The organism is Streptomyces tricolor, assembly GCF_002155905.1.
Classification (GTDB): Bacteria; Actinomycetota; Actinomycetes; order Streptomycetales; family Streptomycetaceae; genus Streptomyces; species Streptomyces tricolor.
Map to the genome: position 1 here is coordinate 1 of NZ_MUMF01000056.1, position 14,976 is coordinate 14,976.

Here is a 14,976-nt window from a genome sequence, read left to right on the forward strand (position 1 = left end):
CCGGTACAGCGCGCCCGAGGGGTTCTCGGTGGCGCTGCCCGACGGCTGGAAGCGGCTGGCCACCTCCCGGGTGGGCGGCCTCGCCTACCGCGTCACCTTCGGCCGGGGCGGCGACGCGCCGACGCTCGCCGTCACCTACAGCGAGCGGGTCGGCCCCGACCCGGTCGCCGTCTGGCGGGACGACGTCGAGCCCGGGCTGGCGCGGCTGCCCGGCTATCGCCGGCTCGGCGCCGTGCGCGCCACCACCTACCAGGGCCGCGCGGCCGCCGACCTGGAGTGGCTCGCGGGCACCGGGGACGCGCGGACGCACACCCTCGGGCGGGGCTTCCTGCTGGGCGGGACACGCGGCTTCTCGCTGCGCTTCACCACCCCGGCCGCGGCCTGGGACGACGCGGCCAGCCGGCTGGCCCTGAAGACGTTCCTGCGGACGTTCCGCACCCCTGAGGACTGACGGCCGCCGGTCGTCCGTTTTCCGGCCGCCGAGCCGGGGACTCGCTCGTTATGGTGCAAATCGGATACACGATGATGACCGAGCAGACGGGTCCCCGGGACCTGGTGGAGCACGTGGTGCGGGCCGAGGACGTCGGTTTCGACTTCTCGGTGATCTCCGACCACTACTTCCCGTGGCTGCGCTCGCAAGGACACTCCTCGTACGCGTGGAGCGTGCTGGGCGCCGCCGCCCAGGCCACCTCGCGGATCCCGCTGATGACCTATGTCACCTGCCCCATCCTGCGCTACCACCCGGCGATCGTGGCGCAGAAGGCGGCGACCGTGCAGCTGCTGTCGGAGGGCAGGTTCCGGCTCGGCCTCGGTGCCGGCGAGAACCTCAACGAGCATGTCGTGGGCGGCGGCTGGCCACCGGTGGACGTCCGTCACGAGATGCTCGAAGAGGCGGTGGGCATCATCCGCGCGCTGTTCGAGGGCGGCCATGTCACCCATCACGGGCAGCACTACGACGTGGAGTCGGCCCGGCTGTGGGACCTGCCGGAGGAGGCGCCGCCGATCGGCATCGCCGTCTCCGGCGACCAGTCCTGCAAGCTCGCCGGGCAGCTCGCCGACCTGGTGATCGCGACCGAGCCGAAGGCCGGGCTGCTGGAGGCCTTCGACCGGCACGGCGGCAGCGGCAAACCCCGGGTGGGCCAGCTGCCGGTGAGCTACGACCCCGACCGGGACACGGCGGTCAAGCGCGCCCACTCCCAGTTCCGCTGGTTCGGCCTGGGCTGGAAGGTGAACGCCGAACTGCCGCACCCCGACTCCTTCGAGGCCGCGACCCAGTTCGTCACCGAGGACGACGTCGCCTCCGCCATCCCGTGCGGTGACGACCCCGACGCCTTCGTGGAGGCCGTACGCCCCTACGTGGAGGCCGGGTTCGGGGAGGTCGCCCTGGTGCAGATCGGCGGCGACGCGCAGCCGGAGTTCCTGGACTGGTCGGCGAAGACCCTGCTGCCGGCGCTGCGGGAGGCGTTCGCCTGACGCGGACCCCCGCAGATGTGCCCCCTGGGCCGGCACGGGCTGGGACTTCTGCGAGGACGACATGGCCCAGCGCCTGGAGGAACGGCAACAGACCGTCGGCTGCTGTCCGGCCCCGTAGCGCGGAGCACGCGGGAGCGAGAGGAATCAGTCTGACGGGTGAGCATCCCGGGCGCTTCGGGGGTACTAGAGGGCCCTACGCCGATTGTCCCCGGAGGCCCTCGCGTGAACTCGTTCGTGCACAAGACCCTGGTGGTGCAGCTCCTCGCCCACGGCACCGGACGGTGCCCGGTGCTGGCCCATCTCAGCTACGACGCCGACGACCCGTTCGCCGTCACCGCCGTCTTCGCCCACGACGGCCGGGTGCTGGCCTGCTGGCGGCTGGACCGGCAGATGCTCCGCGACGGCCTGGCCGGGCCGGTCGGCGTCGGGGACGTGCGGATGCGGCCGGAGACCGCCGGCCCCTGGCACGAACTGCGCCTGGAGTTCCTCGGCGACCCCCGGCCGGACGGCGGCCGGCACCACGCGGTGGTGCTCGCCTGGGCCCCCGCGGTCGCCGCGTTCCTGCGCGAGACCGACCAGGTGGTGCCGCCGGGGCGGGAACGCCTGCCGATGGACGAGCTGCTGGCGGAGATCCTCTCCACGGCTGAGTAGCCGTAATCATGCCCGCGGCCCGGGCCCGGCGCCACGATGGGGCTCCTTCGGCATCCCCGAGGCCGCCCCGAGGCAAGGAGCCCGCCGTGACCGCAGTGCACCCCGTTCCGCTCCGCGCGCCGCGTCGCGTGCCGCCCGCCCTCTTCGCCGGCGTGGTCGCCGTGGGGCTGGCCGTGTCGGCGTGGGGCGCCCGCGACCGCGTCACCTGGTTCCTGGAGACGGTGTGGGTGCTGGTGGGGCTGCCCCTGGCGGTGCTGGCCCGGCGGCGCTTCCCGCTGACGGGGCTGCTGTGCGGGCTGCTGACCGCGCACGCGCTGGTGCTCGCGCTCGGCGGGCACTACACCTATGCCGAGGTCCCGGTGGGCGACTGGGTGCGCGACACCTTCGGCCTGGAGCGCAATCCGTACGACCGCTTCGGGCATCTGATGCAGGGCTTCGTCCCGGCCGTGCTGGTGCGGGAACTGCTCAGCCGGACCTCGCCGTTGCGCGGCAGCCGCTGGCTGGCGCCGCTCACCGTGTGCGCCTGTCTGGCCTTCAGCGCCTGCTTCGAGCTGCTGGAGTGGCTGGCGGCGGAGATCGGCGGGCACGGCGCGGACGCGTTCCTCGCCACCCAGGGCGATGTGTGGGACACCCAGTGGGACATGTGCTGCGCGCTGATCGGCGCCGTGCTGTCCCTGCTGCTGCTCAGCAGGGTGCACGACCGTCAGCTGCGCACGCTGACGGCCGTTGCCCCCGGCCCGCGTCGGTCGGTAGAGTCGGCCGGGTGACTGCCGGGTCGGCCATGGGCCACGCACGAGTGAGGTTCCCGGCCTCGGCGTGAGCGCGAGGCGGGCGAGAGGCCCGCCGCCGGTTCCGCGTTCCCTCCCCCGGCGCCCGCGAAGGCGCCCCTTCCCGCGGACCTCACGAACCGAAGGACACACCCACCCGATGCAGTCCACCACCCCTGCGCACGCCCCGACGACCGCCGTCCGGCTCGACCACACCGCCGTCCTCGCCCGGGACCGGCGGCTGTCGGCGGAATTCCTCGCCGCCGTCCTCGGCCTGGCGGTCGGCGCCCCGTTCGGGCCGTTCCTGCCCGTCGACCTCGGCAACGGCGTGACCCTCGACTACTACGAGGAGCGCGAGCAGCCGATCCAGTCGCAGCACTACGCGTTCCTCGTGCCCGAGGAGCGGTTCGACACCGCGCTCGCCCGTCTGGAGGCCCTCGGCGTCACCTACTACGCCGACCCGCACCACAGCGACCCCGGCCGGATCAACCGCCTCTTCGGGGGCCGCGGCGCCTACTTCACCGACCCGTCCGGCCACAACATGGAGATCATGACCCGCCCTTACGTCCGTCCCTAGCCGCCGCGGGCGCCGGTGCACCGGTCCCGTCCGGGATGCGGCACGATGAGCGCATGATCGAACAACGGGGAAGCACCGGAGAACAAGGCGCCGCGGATCTCGCCCGGCGACTCCGCGCGGCGGACACCGGCGGCTGGACGCCGGACGGGATGCGGGCCGTGGCGGACCGGCTCGGCTGGACCTGGGACGGCACGCCGGACCGTCCGGTCCTGCTCACGGGCCGGCCCTCGGGCGCCGCCCGCCTGCGCCCGGTCGGCACCGGTGAGGAACGGTACGTCGACGGCGAGTCGTACGTGGAGCTGGCGGTCCCGTTGGCGTCCGCCGCACCGGACGCCGCGGCGCAGGCCGCCGCCTTCCGCGCCGCCCGGGAGGAGCTGACCACGGCGCTGGGTACACCGTCCGTCCTGGGTTCGTACGGCGACATGGGCCCGTTCTACGACAGCGGGCCGCTGTGGGGAGCCCCCTTCGTGCGCTGGCGCGGCAGGCCGGACACCCTGGAGCTGCGGGCCGGGACGTCGGGGCCGGAGCTGGTGCTGCGGCCCACGGACCCGGCGGAGAACTGGTTCTGGCGCCAGGGCACCGGCGAGGAGCACTCCCTGAGCGGCTTCTTCGGCGGCAACCGTGACCGGGCCAATGCCGGCCTCGGCTTCCCCGGCGGGTGGACCGCCCGCAGCTGGGAGACGGTCACCCGGTCGCTGGGCGACTTCCTGGGGGCGCTGCCCGCCGAGGCCACCGCCCTGGGCATCGGCTTCGGGATGCCGTTCTACGGGCGCACCGGCTCCGGCGCGCCCCTCCTGTTCGACGTGGCGTGCGGCGAGCGGCTGGCCATCGGCTGCTTCGCCCCGGACGGAGTGGATCCGGCGGCACTCGGCTGGGGCACCGTCGCCGAGCACCCGGGCACGGCCTCGGTCTGGAGCGACGACGATCCCGTCTGGCGCGTGGACGCGGGCGGCCCCGGCGAACCGAAGGGCCGCGCGCTCGCGGAGCTGCTCGTGGCGACGGCCCGGGCGGCGGGGGTGCGCGAGCCGGCCGGCCTGGTCATCGGCGGCGAAGCCGAGTACGTGGACGGTTACCACGTCAGGTACTACGGGCTGGGCCTGCCGACCGGCTGATCCGCTCCCGGGGCGGCCCGCGCGGCAGGCCCTAGTCGTCCGACCGGGAGGAGTACCTGCGGCGGGCCCACAGGGGCAGGCCGTACCAGCCCACCAGGTACCAGGCGACGACGGCCGCCACCAGGTAGGGCACATAGCCGTCGTGCGTGGCCACCCGGAGGATCAGCAGCAGCGACGACGTCATCGTGACGAGCAGCAGGACCAGGCCGATCAGGGTCAGCCGGGAGGCCAGCCGTACCGCCTGCGGTTTGACCCGGTGGCCGGAGACCAGGCGGTGCAGGGAGACCGGTCCGATGAGGGCGCCGGTGGCGCAGGCGCCCAGGACGACGGTCACGATGTAGATCACCTGGTCGGTGGTGGCCAGGGTGCTGTACTTCGGCTGGAAGACCACCGTCATCAGGAAGCCGAAGAGGATCTGCACGCCGGTCTGGGCCACCCGGACCTCCTGGATGAGTTCACCCCACATCCGGTCGGCCCGCTCTTCCTCGGTCTCGTCGCGCCCCCTGCGCTGCTCTTGCGCCGTCATGCGATGCGTGTAACCGTCCGGCCGTTCGTTCAAACGGTCGACTGTCCCACACCCGTCCCCCGCCCGCTCACCAGCGGGACTCGACCTGGTCCTTGATCCGTCGGTCGTACAGCTCGCGGATCGCGGTGAACGTCTCCGGCGGCAGCGGCGGCAGCTTGGCCGCGGCGGCATTGGCGCGGGCCTGCTCCGGGTTGCGGGCGCCGGGGATCACCGTGGTCACCCCGTCCTGTTCGATGATCCAGCGCAGCGCCAGCTGGGCCGGGGTGTACCCCTCGGGGGCGAGCGCGGCGAACTCGGCGGCGGCCTCGACGCCCGTGCCGTAGTCGACGCCGGAGAAGGTCTCGCCCTGGTCGAAGGCCTCGCCGTGCCGGTTGAAGGTGCGGTGGTCGTTGGCCGCGAACACGGTGTCCCTGGTGTATTTGCCGGACAGCAGCCCGGAGGCGAGCGGCACGCGCGCGATGATGCCGACGCCGGCCGCGCGGGCGGCGGGCAGCACCTCGTACAGGGGCTTCATGCGGAACGGGTTGAGGATGATCTGCACGCTCGCCACGTTCGGCCGGGCGATCGCGGTGAGCGCCTCGGCGCAGGTCTCCACGCTCACCCCGTACGCGGCGACGCGCTCCTCCTCGACCAGGGTGTCCAGGGCGTCGAACACCGCGTCCGAGGAGTAGACCGGGGTGGGCGGGCAGTGCAGCTGCACCAGGTCGATCCGGTCGACGCCGAGGTTGCGGCGCGAGCGGTCGTTCCAGGCGCGGAAGTTGTCCAGGACGTAGTTCTCGGGGATCTGCTCCACCCGGCGGCCCATCTTGGTGGCCACGAGCACGTGCAGATCCGGCCGCCCGCGCAGGAACGAGGCGATGGTCCCCTCGCTGCGCCCGTCGCCGTAGACGTCGGCCGTGTCGAAGAAGGTGACCCCGGCCTCGGCCGCCGCCTCCAGGACGGACAGCGCCTCCTTGTCGTCCACGTCGCCCCAGTCGGCGCCCAGCTGCCATGTGCCGAGGCCGACCACCGATGCCCACTGACCCGACCTGCCGATTACGCGTTCGTCCATGGCGTCAGTGTGTCATCCGGTACGGCACCCCGCGGAGCGGACGGCTCCGCCCGCGCACTTCACCCGAACGGGTGATACTCGTCGGCGGGCCGTGGACGTGGCTCGGGCGGCCCCTAGCGTGACGGCGTGAAAGATCGTTCCGTGAACCGCCGCGCCCTGCTGCGCACGGCCGCCGCGCTGGCCGCCGCCCCGGTGCTCGTGGCGGCCGACCCGGCGGCGGCCGCGGCCGAACTCCCCGGATTTCCGCGCGGGGTGACGCTCTACCGCTCGGCCTACCGCAACTGGGCGGGCGAGATCACCGCCGAGGGGCTGTGGGCCTGCGCCCCGACCGGCCCCGAGCAGGTGCTCGCCGTCGTGAACTGGGCGTGGCGGCACGGCCGGCGGGTCCGCGCCCGGGGCTGCTCGCACGGCTGGTCTCCGCTCACGGTCACCGAGGGGACGACCGCCGCCGCCCGGGTCCTGCTCGTCGACACCACGCGCCATCTGACCGGCCTGGCGCTGGAGTCCGCCACGGCGGTCCGGGCCGGCGCCGGTGTCACCCTGGAGGCCCTGCTCACCTTCCTGGAGGGGCACGGCCTGGGGCTCACCGCGACCCCCGCGCCCGGCGATCTGAGTCTCGGCGGCGCCCTGGCGATCGACGCGCACGGCACCGCCGTACCGGCCGACGGCGAACGTCGGCCGCCCGGCGGCACGTACGGCTCGCTCAGCAACCGGGTGCTGGAGCTGACGGCGGTGGTGTGGGACGCGGACCGCGGGGCCTATGTGCTGCGTACCTTCCGCCGGGACGAGGCGGACTGCGCCGCGCTGCTGACCCATCTCGGCCGGTCCTTCGTCACCGAGGCGGTGCTGCGGGTGGGCCCGGACAGCACTCTGCGCTGCGTCAGCCGTACCGACGTCCCGGCCCGCGAACTGTTCGCGGCGCCCGGCTCCGGCGGGCGCACGCTGGAGTCCTTCCTGCGCCGCTCGGGCCGGGTGGAGGCGATCTGGTTCGCCTTCACCGAGTTCCCGTGGCTGAAGGAGTGGAGCGTGGCCCCGGTCCGGCCGGCCGGCTCCCGGCACGTCACCTCGCCGTACAACTACCCCTTCTCCGACCGGCTTCCGGAGCCGGTCGCCGATCTGGTGGGGCGGCTCGTCGCCGGCGCGGCCTGGTATCTGGCGCCGGTGCTCGGCGCGGCGCAGCTCCAGGTGGCCTCCCTGGGGCTCGCCGCGACGGCGTCGGCCGATCTGTGGGGGCCGTCGAAGAACACGCTGCTGTACCTGCGGCCGACCACGCTGCGGGTGACGGCGAACGGGTACGCGGTGCTCACCGCGCGGACCGGGGTGCAGCGGGTGGTGCACGAGTTCACCCGGTTCTACCGCGAGCGGCTCGCCGTCCACGCGGCACGGGGCCGCTTCCCGGTGAACGGCTCGGTGGAGATCCGGGTGACGGGCCTGGACGACCCCGCCGACGCCGGTGTTCCGGGCGCGCGGGCCCCGCTGCTGTCCGCGCTGCGGCCGAGCGCCGAGCACCCCGAGTGGGACACCGCGGTCTGGCTGGACGTGCTGACCCTGCCGGGCACGCCGTACGCCGAGGCGTTCCTGAGCGAGCTGGAGGACTTCCTCCTCGGCCGCTTCGACGGCGGGTACGCCCTCACGCGCGTGGAGTGGTCCAAGGGCTGGGCGTACACCGCCGACGCGGCCTGGCGTGACGAGCGGGTGCTCGGCACGGCCGTACCGGGCTCCTTCGGCCACGAGGTGTGGCGCCGGGCGGTCGCCACCCTCGACCGCCTCGACCCGCACCGGGTGTTCGGCAACGCCTTCCTGGACCGGCTGCTGCGCTGACGCACCGCCCGGGCGCCGGCCCCGGGCGGCACGGACACGGTGTAGGGCTGTTCCCCTCGCGCGGCTCAGGCCAGGTTCTGCTCCAGAGCGGCCAGGTAGGCGCGCATCGCGTGGTCGCGGACGCCGTCGGAGGCGGGGGCGAACGGGTCCGCGGTCAGCCCCTTGGCCCGGTCGCCGAGCGCGGACAGCAGGGGCATCGACTCGTGCAGCCGGCCCTTGGCGTCGAAGTAGCGCAGCGACCGGACGTGGGTGAAGGCGGGCTCCGGCGGGAGCTGGGGAACGACGTCGTTGTTGTTGACGAAGCGGTACATCCGGCCGCCGAAGCCCTTGTGGAAGGCCTCGGCCAGCAGCCGGTCGCAGGTGCGGGGCTGACCGTAGGTGTAGACGCCGTCCGCGGCCAGGTGCGGCTCCTCCAGGTACAGGCGGGCGCCGGCCAGCATGGCGAGCGCGCCGCCGAGGCTGTGCCCGGTGAAGTAGACGGTCCGGCCTTCGGTGCGCAGCTCGGCGAGCGTGTCGTGCACGGCCGGGTAGACGGACTCCAGGGCCTCGGCGAAGCCGTGGTGGACGTAGCCGTGGCCGCCGGGGCCGGGCCGGGGCGGGGTGGTGGCGTCGGAGAGCCAGTCCTTGATCTGGGCGGGCTCGGTGCCGCGGAAGGCGGTGACGATCATCCGGTCGCTCGCCAGGGTGCAGGCCTGGGTGTCCTGGAGCGGGAAGGGCGGGGTGAACCGGGTGTGGTGGTGCCGCACCTCCTCGAAGCCCCACTGGGCGGCCTGCTCCTCGATGGCGGCCCGGTCCCTGTAGGCCAGTTCGGCGGCGCGGGCCAGCCAGTAGGCGCGCTGGAGGCTGTAGCCGGTGGAGGTGTGGTCGAACGCGACGGGGACGGCCATGCGGGGGCTCCTTCGGTGGGGGGTGCGGGGGCGGCTAGGAACGCCGGGAGGTGGCGCGGGCGTGCAGGGCGCGGGCGGCCCGGGGGCCGAGCCAGCGTTTGAGCCTGCGCAGCGCCTCCAGGCGCCCGGCAGCCCGGTCCAGGCCGTAGTACAGCTGCGGCGGGACGTACGGCAGCAGCGGCGAGTGGCGCTGGCCGAGCAGGGCGAACATCCGGTGCGGGGGGAGGTGGATGTAGCGGGGCAGGTTCTCGTACCACTGGGCGCTGTAGCGGGCCGCGCTCTGCGCGGACAGCAGCGCGGCCCGGCGCCGCCGTTCGTAGGCGGCGAGGGCCTCGGGCAGACCGGTGTGCGCGCGCAGGGCGTCGGCCAGGCACATGGCGTCCTCCAGGGCGAGAGTGGTGCCGGCGCCGATGGAGTAGTGGGTGGTGTGGGCGGCGTCGCCGAGCAGGACCAGGTTGCCGTGGTGCCAGGCGCGGTTGGTGAGGGTGCGGAAGGGCTGCCAGGAGGCGCCGGAGCGGGCGATCAGGGGGTGGCCGTCGAGGACGTCGGCGAAGAGCTTCTCCAGCAGGGCGAGGCCCTCGCCCTCGCCGGCCCGGTCCAGGCCGAGACCGGCGCAGGTCTCCGGGGAGCACTCGACGACACAGGTGCTGTGGTCGCCGCTGTAGGCGTAGCCGTAGGCCCAGATCCAGCCGTGCTCGGTCTCGGTGAAGGCGAAGGTGAAGGCGTCGAAGACCTTCGTGGTGCCGAGCCAGATGTACGGGTTGCGGCCGGTGGTGACACGGGTGCCGAAGCGGTCGGCCGCGCCGCCGCGCAGGGCGCTGTGCACGCCGTCGGCCGCGACGACGAGGTCCGCGCCCGCGGGCGGCTCCGTCGGCTCGCTCTCGAACTCCAGGCGGACGCCGAGGGCGCGGGCCCGCCCGGCGAGCAGGTCGAGGAGCCGGTGCCGGCCGATCCCGAAGCCCTCGTCGCCGCGGTGACGGGTGGTCAGGCCGCGGACGCGGGCGACGCCGTCGGTCCACCGGACGGAGTGCGCCTCGATCGCCCGCGCCGTCTCGGGGTCGTAGGCGCGGAGCTTGTCGAGGAGGCCGCGCCAGTACGTCACGCCCCAGCCGTACGTGCGGCCCTCGGGGTTGCGTTCGTGGACGGTGACGTCGTGGGACGGGTCCTGCCGTTTGAGCAGGATGGCGAGGTACAGGCCCGCGGGCCCGCCTCCCACACAGACGACCTTCACCCGCACCCCTCACCCTCACCCGACGTGCTCGAACGGCACCGGAGAGTAGCAGGGCGGCGGCGCGCCCGATCGCGTCAGTTTGGCGCGGTGAGCCGCGCCACTCGGGCGGACGGGGACCGGAAAAGATCATCGGAAAGCAGGGCGCCCCGGCAAGGAATTCCCCGTTCCGGGGCGGATCGGCCTACGGCCACAGCAAGATCATCTTAGTTCAACTCTGCATGACATGTGGTTAATTGTCCGGATCGTAGCCAACCCGTTCCGGGCGATTTCTTCCGATCCCTGACGTCCCGATAGGCATGCGTCGTCACCACCGAATCACTCTTCAGGAGGACCCGCATGCCCGACATCACCCGGCGCCGCGCGCTCACCGCGGCAGCCGCCGTCGCCGCGACGGCCTCGGCCGCCACCCTCGTCGCGCCCGCCGCGTCGGCCGCCGGCCACCACGCGCCCGCCACGCCCGATTCCTTCGACGAGGTCTACAAGGGCCGCCGGATACAGGGCCGCCCGGAGGGCGGCGGCGGACACCACCACGCACACGGGGGCGGCTACGCGGTGTTCATCGACGGCGTGCAGCTGCACCTGATGCGCAACGCCGACGGCAGCTGGATCAGCGTCATCAGTCACTACGACCCGATGCCCACCCCGCGCGCCGCCGCCCGTGCCGCGGTGGACGAGCTGCAGGGCGCACCGCTGCTGCCGTTCCCCGCCAACTGACCGCCCCCGCAAGGACTTCCGGAGCACCGCGCACCATGACCGTACGCAAGAACCAGGCCGCCCTGACCGCCGACGAGAAGAAGCGGTTCGTCGCCGCCGTCCTCGAACTCAAGCGCAGCGGGCGCTACGACGACTTCGTCCGCACGCACAACGAGTTCATCATGTCGGACACCGACAACGGCGAGCGGACCGGCCACCGCTCCCCCTCCTTCCTGCCCTGGCACCGCAGATTCCTGCTCGACTTCGAGGAGGCCCTGCAGTCGGTGGACTCCTCGGTCGCGCTGCCCTACTGGGACTGGAGCACCGACCGCACGGTGCGGGCCTCGCTGTGGGCGCCCGACTTCCTCGGCGGCACCGGGCGCAGCACCGACGGCCGGGTGATGGACGGTCCGTTCGCCGCGTCCACCGGCAACTGGCCGATCAACGTGCGCGTCGACGGGCGCACGTTTTTGCGCCGCTTGCTCGGCACCAGCGTGCGCGAGCTGCCGACGCGGGCCGAGGTCGAGTCGGTGCTGTCGATGGCGACGTACGACATGGCGCCGTACAACAGCTCCTCGGACGGGTTCCGCAACCACCTGGAGGGCTGGCGCGGGGTCAACCTGCACAACAGGGTGCACGTCTGGGTCGGCGGGCAGATGGCCACCGGTGTCTCCCCCAACGACCCGGTGTTCTGGCTGCACCACGCCTACGTCGACAAGCTGTGGGCGGAGTGGCAGCGCCGGCACCCGGACTCCGCCTATGTGCCGGCGGGCGGCACGCCGGACGTGGTGGACCTGAACGACACCATGAAGCCGTGGAACACCGTGCGCCCGGCGGACCTGCTGGACCACACCCCGCACTACACGTTCGACGCCTGATCAGGCCTCGGCGGTGCGGCACTCCGGGTGGCCCCAGCCCTGCGCGTTCTTGGCGATCTTCTCGCCGGCCGCGTAGGACCGGCCGCACAGGCAGCGGCCGGGGAACTTCGCCTTGATGGTGCGGGCGGAGGCGGCCCCGCCGGTGCGGCGGGGCGCCTTCCGGCGCGGCGCCCCGGCCGTCGCCGGGGTGTCGGGCGACGGCGGCGGTTCCGGGGAGCCGAGCTCGCTGCCGGCCGGCTCCTGGACGGAGGCCGCCTGGCTGGCCGCACGGTCGGCGAAGTCGTTCAGCGGGTCGCCGTCGACCTGGTGGGCGGGCACGTAACGGAACTCGACGGACCGGCCGCCGAGGAGTTCGTCGATGCGGACCACGAGATCCTGGTTGGCGACGGGCTTGCCGGCGGCTGTCTTCCAGCCGTTGCGCTTCCAGCCGGGCAGCCAGGTGGTGACGGCCTTCATCGCGTACTGGGAGTCCATCCGGATCTCCAGCGGCACGTCCGGGTCGACGGCCGTGAGCAGCCGCTCCAGGGCCGTCAGTTCGGCGACGTTGTTGGTGGCCCGGCCGAGCGGGCCCGCCGCCCAGCGGGCGGGGGTCCGCTCGTCGCCGTCCGAGACCACCCACGCCCATCCGGCCGGTCCGGGGTTTCCCTTCGAAGCCCCGTCGCACGCGGCCACCACACGTTCACGCATGTGCTCGATCATGCCATGGCCGCGGGCGGCGCCGTTCCGGGACGGTCAGACGTCCTTGATCCTCGGCATCTCGCCCTCGGTGGTCGTGATGTCGATCACCGAGAAGTTCGCGCCCTGCGGGTCGCTGAGCGCCGCGAAGCGGCCGAAGGGGCTGCTCATCGGGCCGAAGCGGAGGACGCCGCCGAGCTTGACGGCCCGGTCGACGGCCGCGTCGCAGTCGTCGACGGTGAAGTAGACGTTGATGTACGACGGCACCTCGGGCGGGAAGTCGTCGGTCATCCGCATCCGGCCGAGCACGGTGTCCTCGCCGACGTCGAACATCCGGAAGTCCACCGCGTCGTCCTCGATCTCCTTCATCCGGTACGGGAAGACGGCGGCGAGGAAGGCGTCCGCCTGTTCCGGCTCCCTGGTGAAGACCTCGGCCCAGCAGTAGGCGCCGGGGGTGGCCGTCGCCTCGAAGCCCTCGTGGGTGCCCGCCTGCCACACGCCGAACACGGCTCCGCTGGGCTCCCGGGCCAGGCACATGGTGCCGAACTCGCCGACCTGCATCGGCTCCATCAGTACCTCGCCCCCGTTCTCCCGGATCCTCTCCGCGGTGGCCGCGACGTCGGGCGAGGCGAAGTACAGGCACCACTGCGACTGGCCCTCCTGGCCGGGCATGGGCGGGACGACGGCCGCGACGGCCTTGCCGTCCGCGTAGGCCTGTGTGTAGTTGCCGTACTCCGACGACGTCTCGCCGAACGTCCAGCCGAGGACGTCACCGTAGAACCGCTTGGCTCCCTCGACGTCACTGAACATCGCATCGGCCCAACAGGGCGTTCCTTCGGGTTGTACGGCCATGCCGGCGGCCCTCCTGATGTGGTGTGTCCCGTCTGTTCACGCTAGTCATCCGGGGTCCGGCCCGCGCGCCGAGCCGGCGGGGAATCCGGTCGACAGCGCGGCCCGCGTTCCGCTGTGATGGCCCCGATGAACACCGTCGAGATGCGTGAGGGCGAGGTCGGCATCGACCCGCCGCTGGTCGGCCGGCTGATCGCCCGGCAGTTTCCCGCGTGGGCGGCGCTGCCGGTACGGCGCCTGGACTCCACCGGCACGGAGAACGCCATGTTCCGGCTCGGCACCGAGCTGGTGGTACGGCTGCCCCGGCATCCCGGCGCCGTCGCCGACGTGGCGCACGAGCAGCGCTGGCTGCCCCGCCTCGGCCCGCTGCTGCCGGTGGCGACGCCGGAGCCGCTGGGGCTCGGCGAGCCGGACGCGGGCTTCCCGTGGCCGTGGTCGGTGTACCGCTGGCTGGACGGGCGGAACCCGGTCGCGGGTGCCGTCGCGGAGCCGGAGCGGCTCGCCGAGGACCTCGGCGGGTTCGTCTCCCGGCTGCGCCGGATCGACCCGCACGGCGGGCCGGCCGCCGCCCGGGGTGTGCCGCTCTCCGCCCGGGACGAGCCGACCCGCGCCGCGCTCGCACAGCTCACCGGCCGGATCGACACCGCCGCCGTGACGGCCCCGTGGGAGGAGGCGCTGCGGGCTCCGGCGCACTCGGGTCCGCCGGCCTGGGCGCACGCGGACCTGTCCCCGGGGAACGTGCTGGTCGGCGGCGGACGGCTGAGCGCGGTCATCGACTTCGGCTGTGCCGGGGTCGGTGACCCGGCCGTGGACCTGATCGTGGCCTGGAACCTGCTGCCCGGAACCGCCCGGGACACCTTCCGCCGGGCCGTCGGCGCCGGGGAGGCGGAGTGGGCGCGGGGCCGGGGCTGGGCCCTGTCGATCTCGCTGATCCAGCTGCCGTACTACTGGCACAGCAACCCGGCCCTGGCGGAGAACTCCCGGCACGTGATCGCCGAGATCCTCGCGGAGGCCGGGGCGCGGTGACGGCGCCCGGGCCGCTCGGTCACCGGCCCGCGTACGCCTTCTCCAGCGCGGCGGCGTCCAGCTTGCCCATGCCCAGCATGGCCTTGGTGGCGCGCGCGGCCTTCTCCTGGTCCGGGTCACCGACCATGTCGAGCAGCGGGGCGTAGACGACCTGCCAGGAGACGCCGTACTTGTCCTTGAGCCAGCCGCAGGGGCCGCCCTCGCCGCCGTCCTCGGTGAGCTTCGTCCAGTAGTGGTCGATCTCCTGCTGGTCGGCGCAGAGGATCTGGAAGGAGACCGCCTCGTTGAACGTGAACTCGGGGCCGCCGTTGAGCGCGACGAACTTCTGGCCGTTGGCCGTGAACTCCACGGTCAGCACCGAGCCGGCCGGACCGGGCCCGGACTCGGTCCACCGGACGACGCGCCCGATGCCGGAGTTCTTGAAGATCGACACGTAGTGGTGCGCGGCCTCCTCCGCCTGGCCGTCGAACCAGAGACACGTGATGAATCCGTCGGTGGACATGGGCTCCTCCTGGGGCGTGGAACGCGGTCATCTGTATCGACCGCCGCACGCTCCGGAACTCATCGGCCGACCGCCGGATCATCTCCGCGGGGGGGGAGGTCGCGCGTACGGCCTTGCGGCCGGCTTTCCACGGGAGCCCGCCGGGCCCGGCGCGCCGGAACGGAGTCCGCCCGGGGCGGCCACCGCGGCCGGGGAGGAGCCCGGGCCGCCGATCGGTGACATCGGGGCGCTCCTCCCCCGCGGCCGCGGGGGAGGAG

16 protein-coding genes and 1 pseudogene are annotated in these 14,976 nt (G+C 73.5%); 10 read left to right on the forward strand and 7 right to left on the reverse strand.

Annotation, left to right across the window (positions count from 1 at the left end):
* The 6 genes and pseudogenes from CCN44_RS04620 to CCN44_RS04645 form a co-directional block, all read left to right on the forward strand.
* A pseudogene (locus tag CCN44_RS04620) lies at positions 1-451 on the forward strand (serine/threonine protein kinase); the annotation flags it as partial.
* Between the two features lie 50 nt (positions 452-501).
* A complete protein-coding gene (locus CCN44_RS04625; protein WP_086696926.1) occupies positions 502-1,473 on the forward strand; it encodes an LLM class F420-dependent oxidoreductase in 972 nt (323 codons plus the stop codon).
* A gap of 222 nt (positions 1,474-1,695) precedes the next feature.
* Positions 1,696-2,124: an SsgA family sporulation/cell division regulator gene (locus CCN44_RS04630; RefSeq protein WP_059247396.1), complete on the forward strand. Its 429-nt coding sequence runs from the start codon at positions 1,696-1,698 to the stop codon at positions 2,122-2,124.
* Positions 2,125-2,210: 86 nt separating this feature from the next.
* On the forward strand, positions 2,211-2,891 hold the full coding sequence (locus CCN44_RS04635; RefSeq protein ID WP_399010540.1) for a DUF2238 domain-containing protein: 681 nt from the start codon (positions 2,211-2,213) through the stop codon (positions 2,889-2,891).
* A gap of 160 nt (positions 2,892-3,051) precedes the next feature.
* The gene (locus CCN44_RS04640; protein WP_059247397.1) at positions 3,052-3,468 is read left to right on the forward strand and encodes a VOC family protein; all 417 of its coding nucleotides are present in this window, start codon (positions 3,052-3,054) and stop codon (positions 3,466-3,468) included.
* Positions 3,469-3,521: 53 nt separating this feature from the next.
* Positions 3,522-4,580, forward strand: coding sequence for a hypothetical protein (locus CCN44_RS04645; RefSeq protein ID WP_086696927.1), 1,059 nt, complete (start codon positions 3,522-3,524; stop codon positions 4,578-4,580).
* Between the two features lie 31 nt (positions 4,581-4,611).
* On the opposite strand, the gene CCN44_RS04650 is transcribed toward CCN44_RS04645, so the two are convergent.
* Both CCN44_RS04650 and CCN44_RS04655 read right to left on the reverse strand, forming a co-directional pair.
* Entirely contained in the window at positions 4,612-5,106 is a 495-nt protein-coding gene (locus tag CCN44_RS04650) for a DUF6328 family protein (protein ID WP_059247399.1), read from the reverse strand.
* A gap of 67 nt (positions 5,107-5,173) precedes the next feature.
* Complete coding sequence (locus CCN44_RS04655; RefSeq protein WP_059247400.1) at positions 5,174-6,157, reverse strand: aldo/keto reductase; 984 nt, start codon at positions 6,155-6,157, stop codon at positions 5,174-5,176.
* A gap of 126 nt (positions 6,158-6,283) precedes the next feature.
* Here CCN44_RS04655 and CCN44_RS04660 point away from each other — a divergent pair, with 126 nt between their 5' ends.
* The gene (locus tag CCN44_RS04660; RefSeq protein WP_086696928.1) at positions 6,284-7,978 is read left to right on the forward strand and encodes a cholesterol oxidase substrate-binding domain-containing protein; all 1,695 of its coding nucleotides are present in this window, start codon (positions 6,284-6,286) and stop codon (positions 7,976-7,978) included.
* 65 nt (positions 7,979-8,043) lie between these two features.
* Here the strand turns inward: CCN44_RS04660 and CCN44_RS04665 are convergent, their stop codons facing one another.
* On the reverse strand, positions 8,044-8,865 hold the full coding sequence (locus tag CCN44_RS04665) for a lipase family protein (protein ID WP_208639707.1): 822 nt from the start codon (positions 8,863-8,865) through the stop codon (positions 8,044-8,046).
* 34 nt (positions 8,866-8,899) lie between these two features.
* A complete protein-coding gene (locus CCN44_RS04670) occupies positions 8,900-10,102 on the reverse strand; it encodes an FAD-dependent monooxygenase (RefSeq protein ID WP_059247402.1) in 1,203 nt (400 codons plus the stop codon).
* 330 nt (positions 10,103-10,432) lie between these two features.
* On the opposite strand from CCN44_RS04670, the gene melC1 reads away from it, so the two are divergent.
* Both melC1 and melC2 read left to right on the forward strand, forming a co-directional pair.
* Positions 10,433-10,810 carry an apotyrosinase chaperone MelC1 gene (gene melC1 / locus CCN44_RS04675; RefSeq protein ID WP_086696929.1) on the forward strand — a complete coding sequence of 126 codons (378 nt, stop codon included), beginning with the start codon at positions 10,433-10,435 and terminating at the stop codon, positions 10,808-10,810.
* Positions 10,811-10,845: 35 nt separating this feature from the next.
* Positions 10,846-11,667: a tyrosinase MelC2 gene (gene melC2 / locus CCN44_RS04680; protein ID WP_086696930.1), complete on the forward strand. Its 822-nt coding sequence runs from the start codon at positions 10,846-10,848 to the stop codon at positions 11,665-11,667.
* On the opposite strand, the gene CCN44_RS04685 is transcribed toward melC2, so the two are convergent.
* Together CCN44_RS04685 and CCN44_RS04690 are read right to left on the reverse strand one after the other, a co-directional pair.
* Entirely contained in the window at positions 11,668-12,366 is a 699-nt protein-coding gene (locus CCN44_RS04685; RefSeq protein WP_086696931.1) for a ribonuclease H family protein, read from the reverse strand.
* A gap of 33 nt (positions 12,367-12,399) precedes the next feature.
* Positions 12,400-13,194 (reverse strand): VOC family protein, encoded by a 795-nt coding sequence (locus tag CCN44_RS04690; RefSeq protein ID WP_059247406.1) that lies wholly within the window; start codon positions 13,192-13,194, stop codon positions 12,400-12,402.
* A gap of 126 nt (positions 13,195-13,320) precedes the next feature.
* On the opposite strand from CCN44_RS04690, the gene CCN44_RS04695 reads away from it, so the two are divergent.
* Positions 13,321-14,217, forward strand: coding sequence for an aminoglycoside phosphotransferase family protein (locus CCN44_RS04695; protein ID WP_059254750.1), 897 nt, complete (start codon positions 13,321-13,323; stop codon positions 14,215-14,217).
* Between the two features lie 19 nt (positions 14,218-14,236).
* Here CCN44_RS04695 and CCN44_RS04700 read toward each other — a convergent pair whose 3' ends face one another.
* Positions 14,237-14,719 (reverse strand): VOC family protein, encoded by a 483-nt coding sequence (locus CCN44_RS04700; protein WP_059247407.1) that lies wholly within the window; start codon positions 14,717-14,719, stop codon positions 14,237-14,239.
* Between the last annotated feature and the right edge of the window lie 257 nt (positions 14,720-14,976).

Bases quoted from the DNA above. Each gene is read 5' to 3' on its own strand.
- melC2 (WP_086696930.1), top strand. From the start codon at position 10,846: ATGACCGTACGCAAGAACCAGGCCGCCCTGACCGCCGACGAGAAGAAG.
- CCN44_RS04690 (WP_059247406.1), bottom strand. From the start codon at position 13,194: ATGGCCGTACAACCCGAAGGAACGCCCTGTTGGGCCGATGCGATGTTC.
- CCN44_RS04655 (WP_059247400.1), bottom strand. From the start codon at position 6,157: ATGGACGAACGCGTAATCGGCAGGTCGGGTCAGTGGGCATCGGTGGTC.
- CCN44_RS04650 (WP_059247399.1), bottom strand. From the start codon at position 5,106: ATGACGGCGCAAGAGCAGCGCAGGGGGCGCGACGAGACCGAGGAAGAG.
- CCN44_RS04685 (WP_086696931.1), bottom strand. From the start codon at position 12,366: ATGATCGAGCACATGCGTGAACGTGTGGTGGCCGCGTGCGACGGGGCT.
- CCN44_RS04700 (WP_059247407.1), bottom strand. From the start codon at position 14,719: ATGTCCACCGACGGATTCATCACGTGTCTCTGGTTCGACGGCCAGGCG.
- CCN44_RS04695 (WP_059254750.1), top strand. From the start codon at position 13,321: ATGAACACCGTCGAGATGCGTGAGGGCGAGGTCGGCATCGACCCGCCG.
- CCN44_RS04665 (WP_208639707.1), bottom strand. From the start codon at position 8,865: ATGGCCGTCCCCGTCGCGTTCGACCACACCTCCACCGGCTACAGCCTC.
- melC1 (WP_086696929.1), top strand. From the start codon at position 10,433: ATGCCCGACATCACCCGGCGCCGCGCGCTCACCGCGGCAGCCGCCGTC.
- CCN44_RS04625 (WP_086696926.1), top strand. From the start codon at position 502: ATGGTGCAAATCGGATACACGATGATGACCGAGCAGACGGGTCCCCGG.
- CCN44_RS04645 (WP_086696927.1), top strand. From the start codon at position 3,522: ATGATCGAACAACGGGGAAGCACCGGAGAACAAGGCGCCGCGGATCTC.
- CCN44_RS04640 (WP_059247397.1), top strand. From the start codon at position 3,052: ATGCAGTCCACCACCCCTGCGCACGCCCCGACGACCGCCGTCCGGCTC.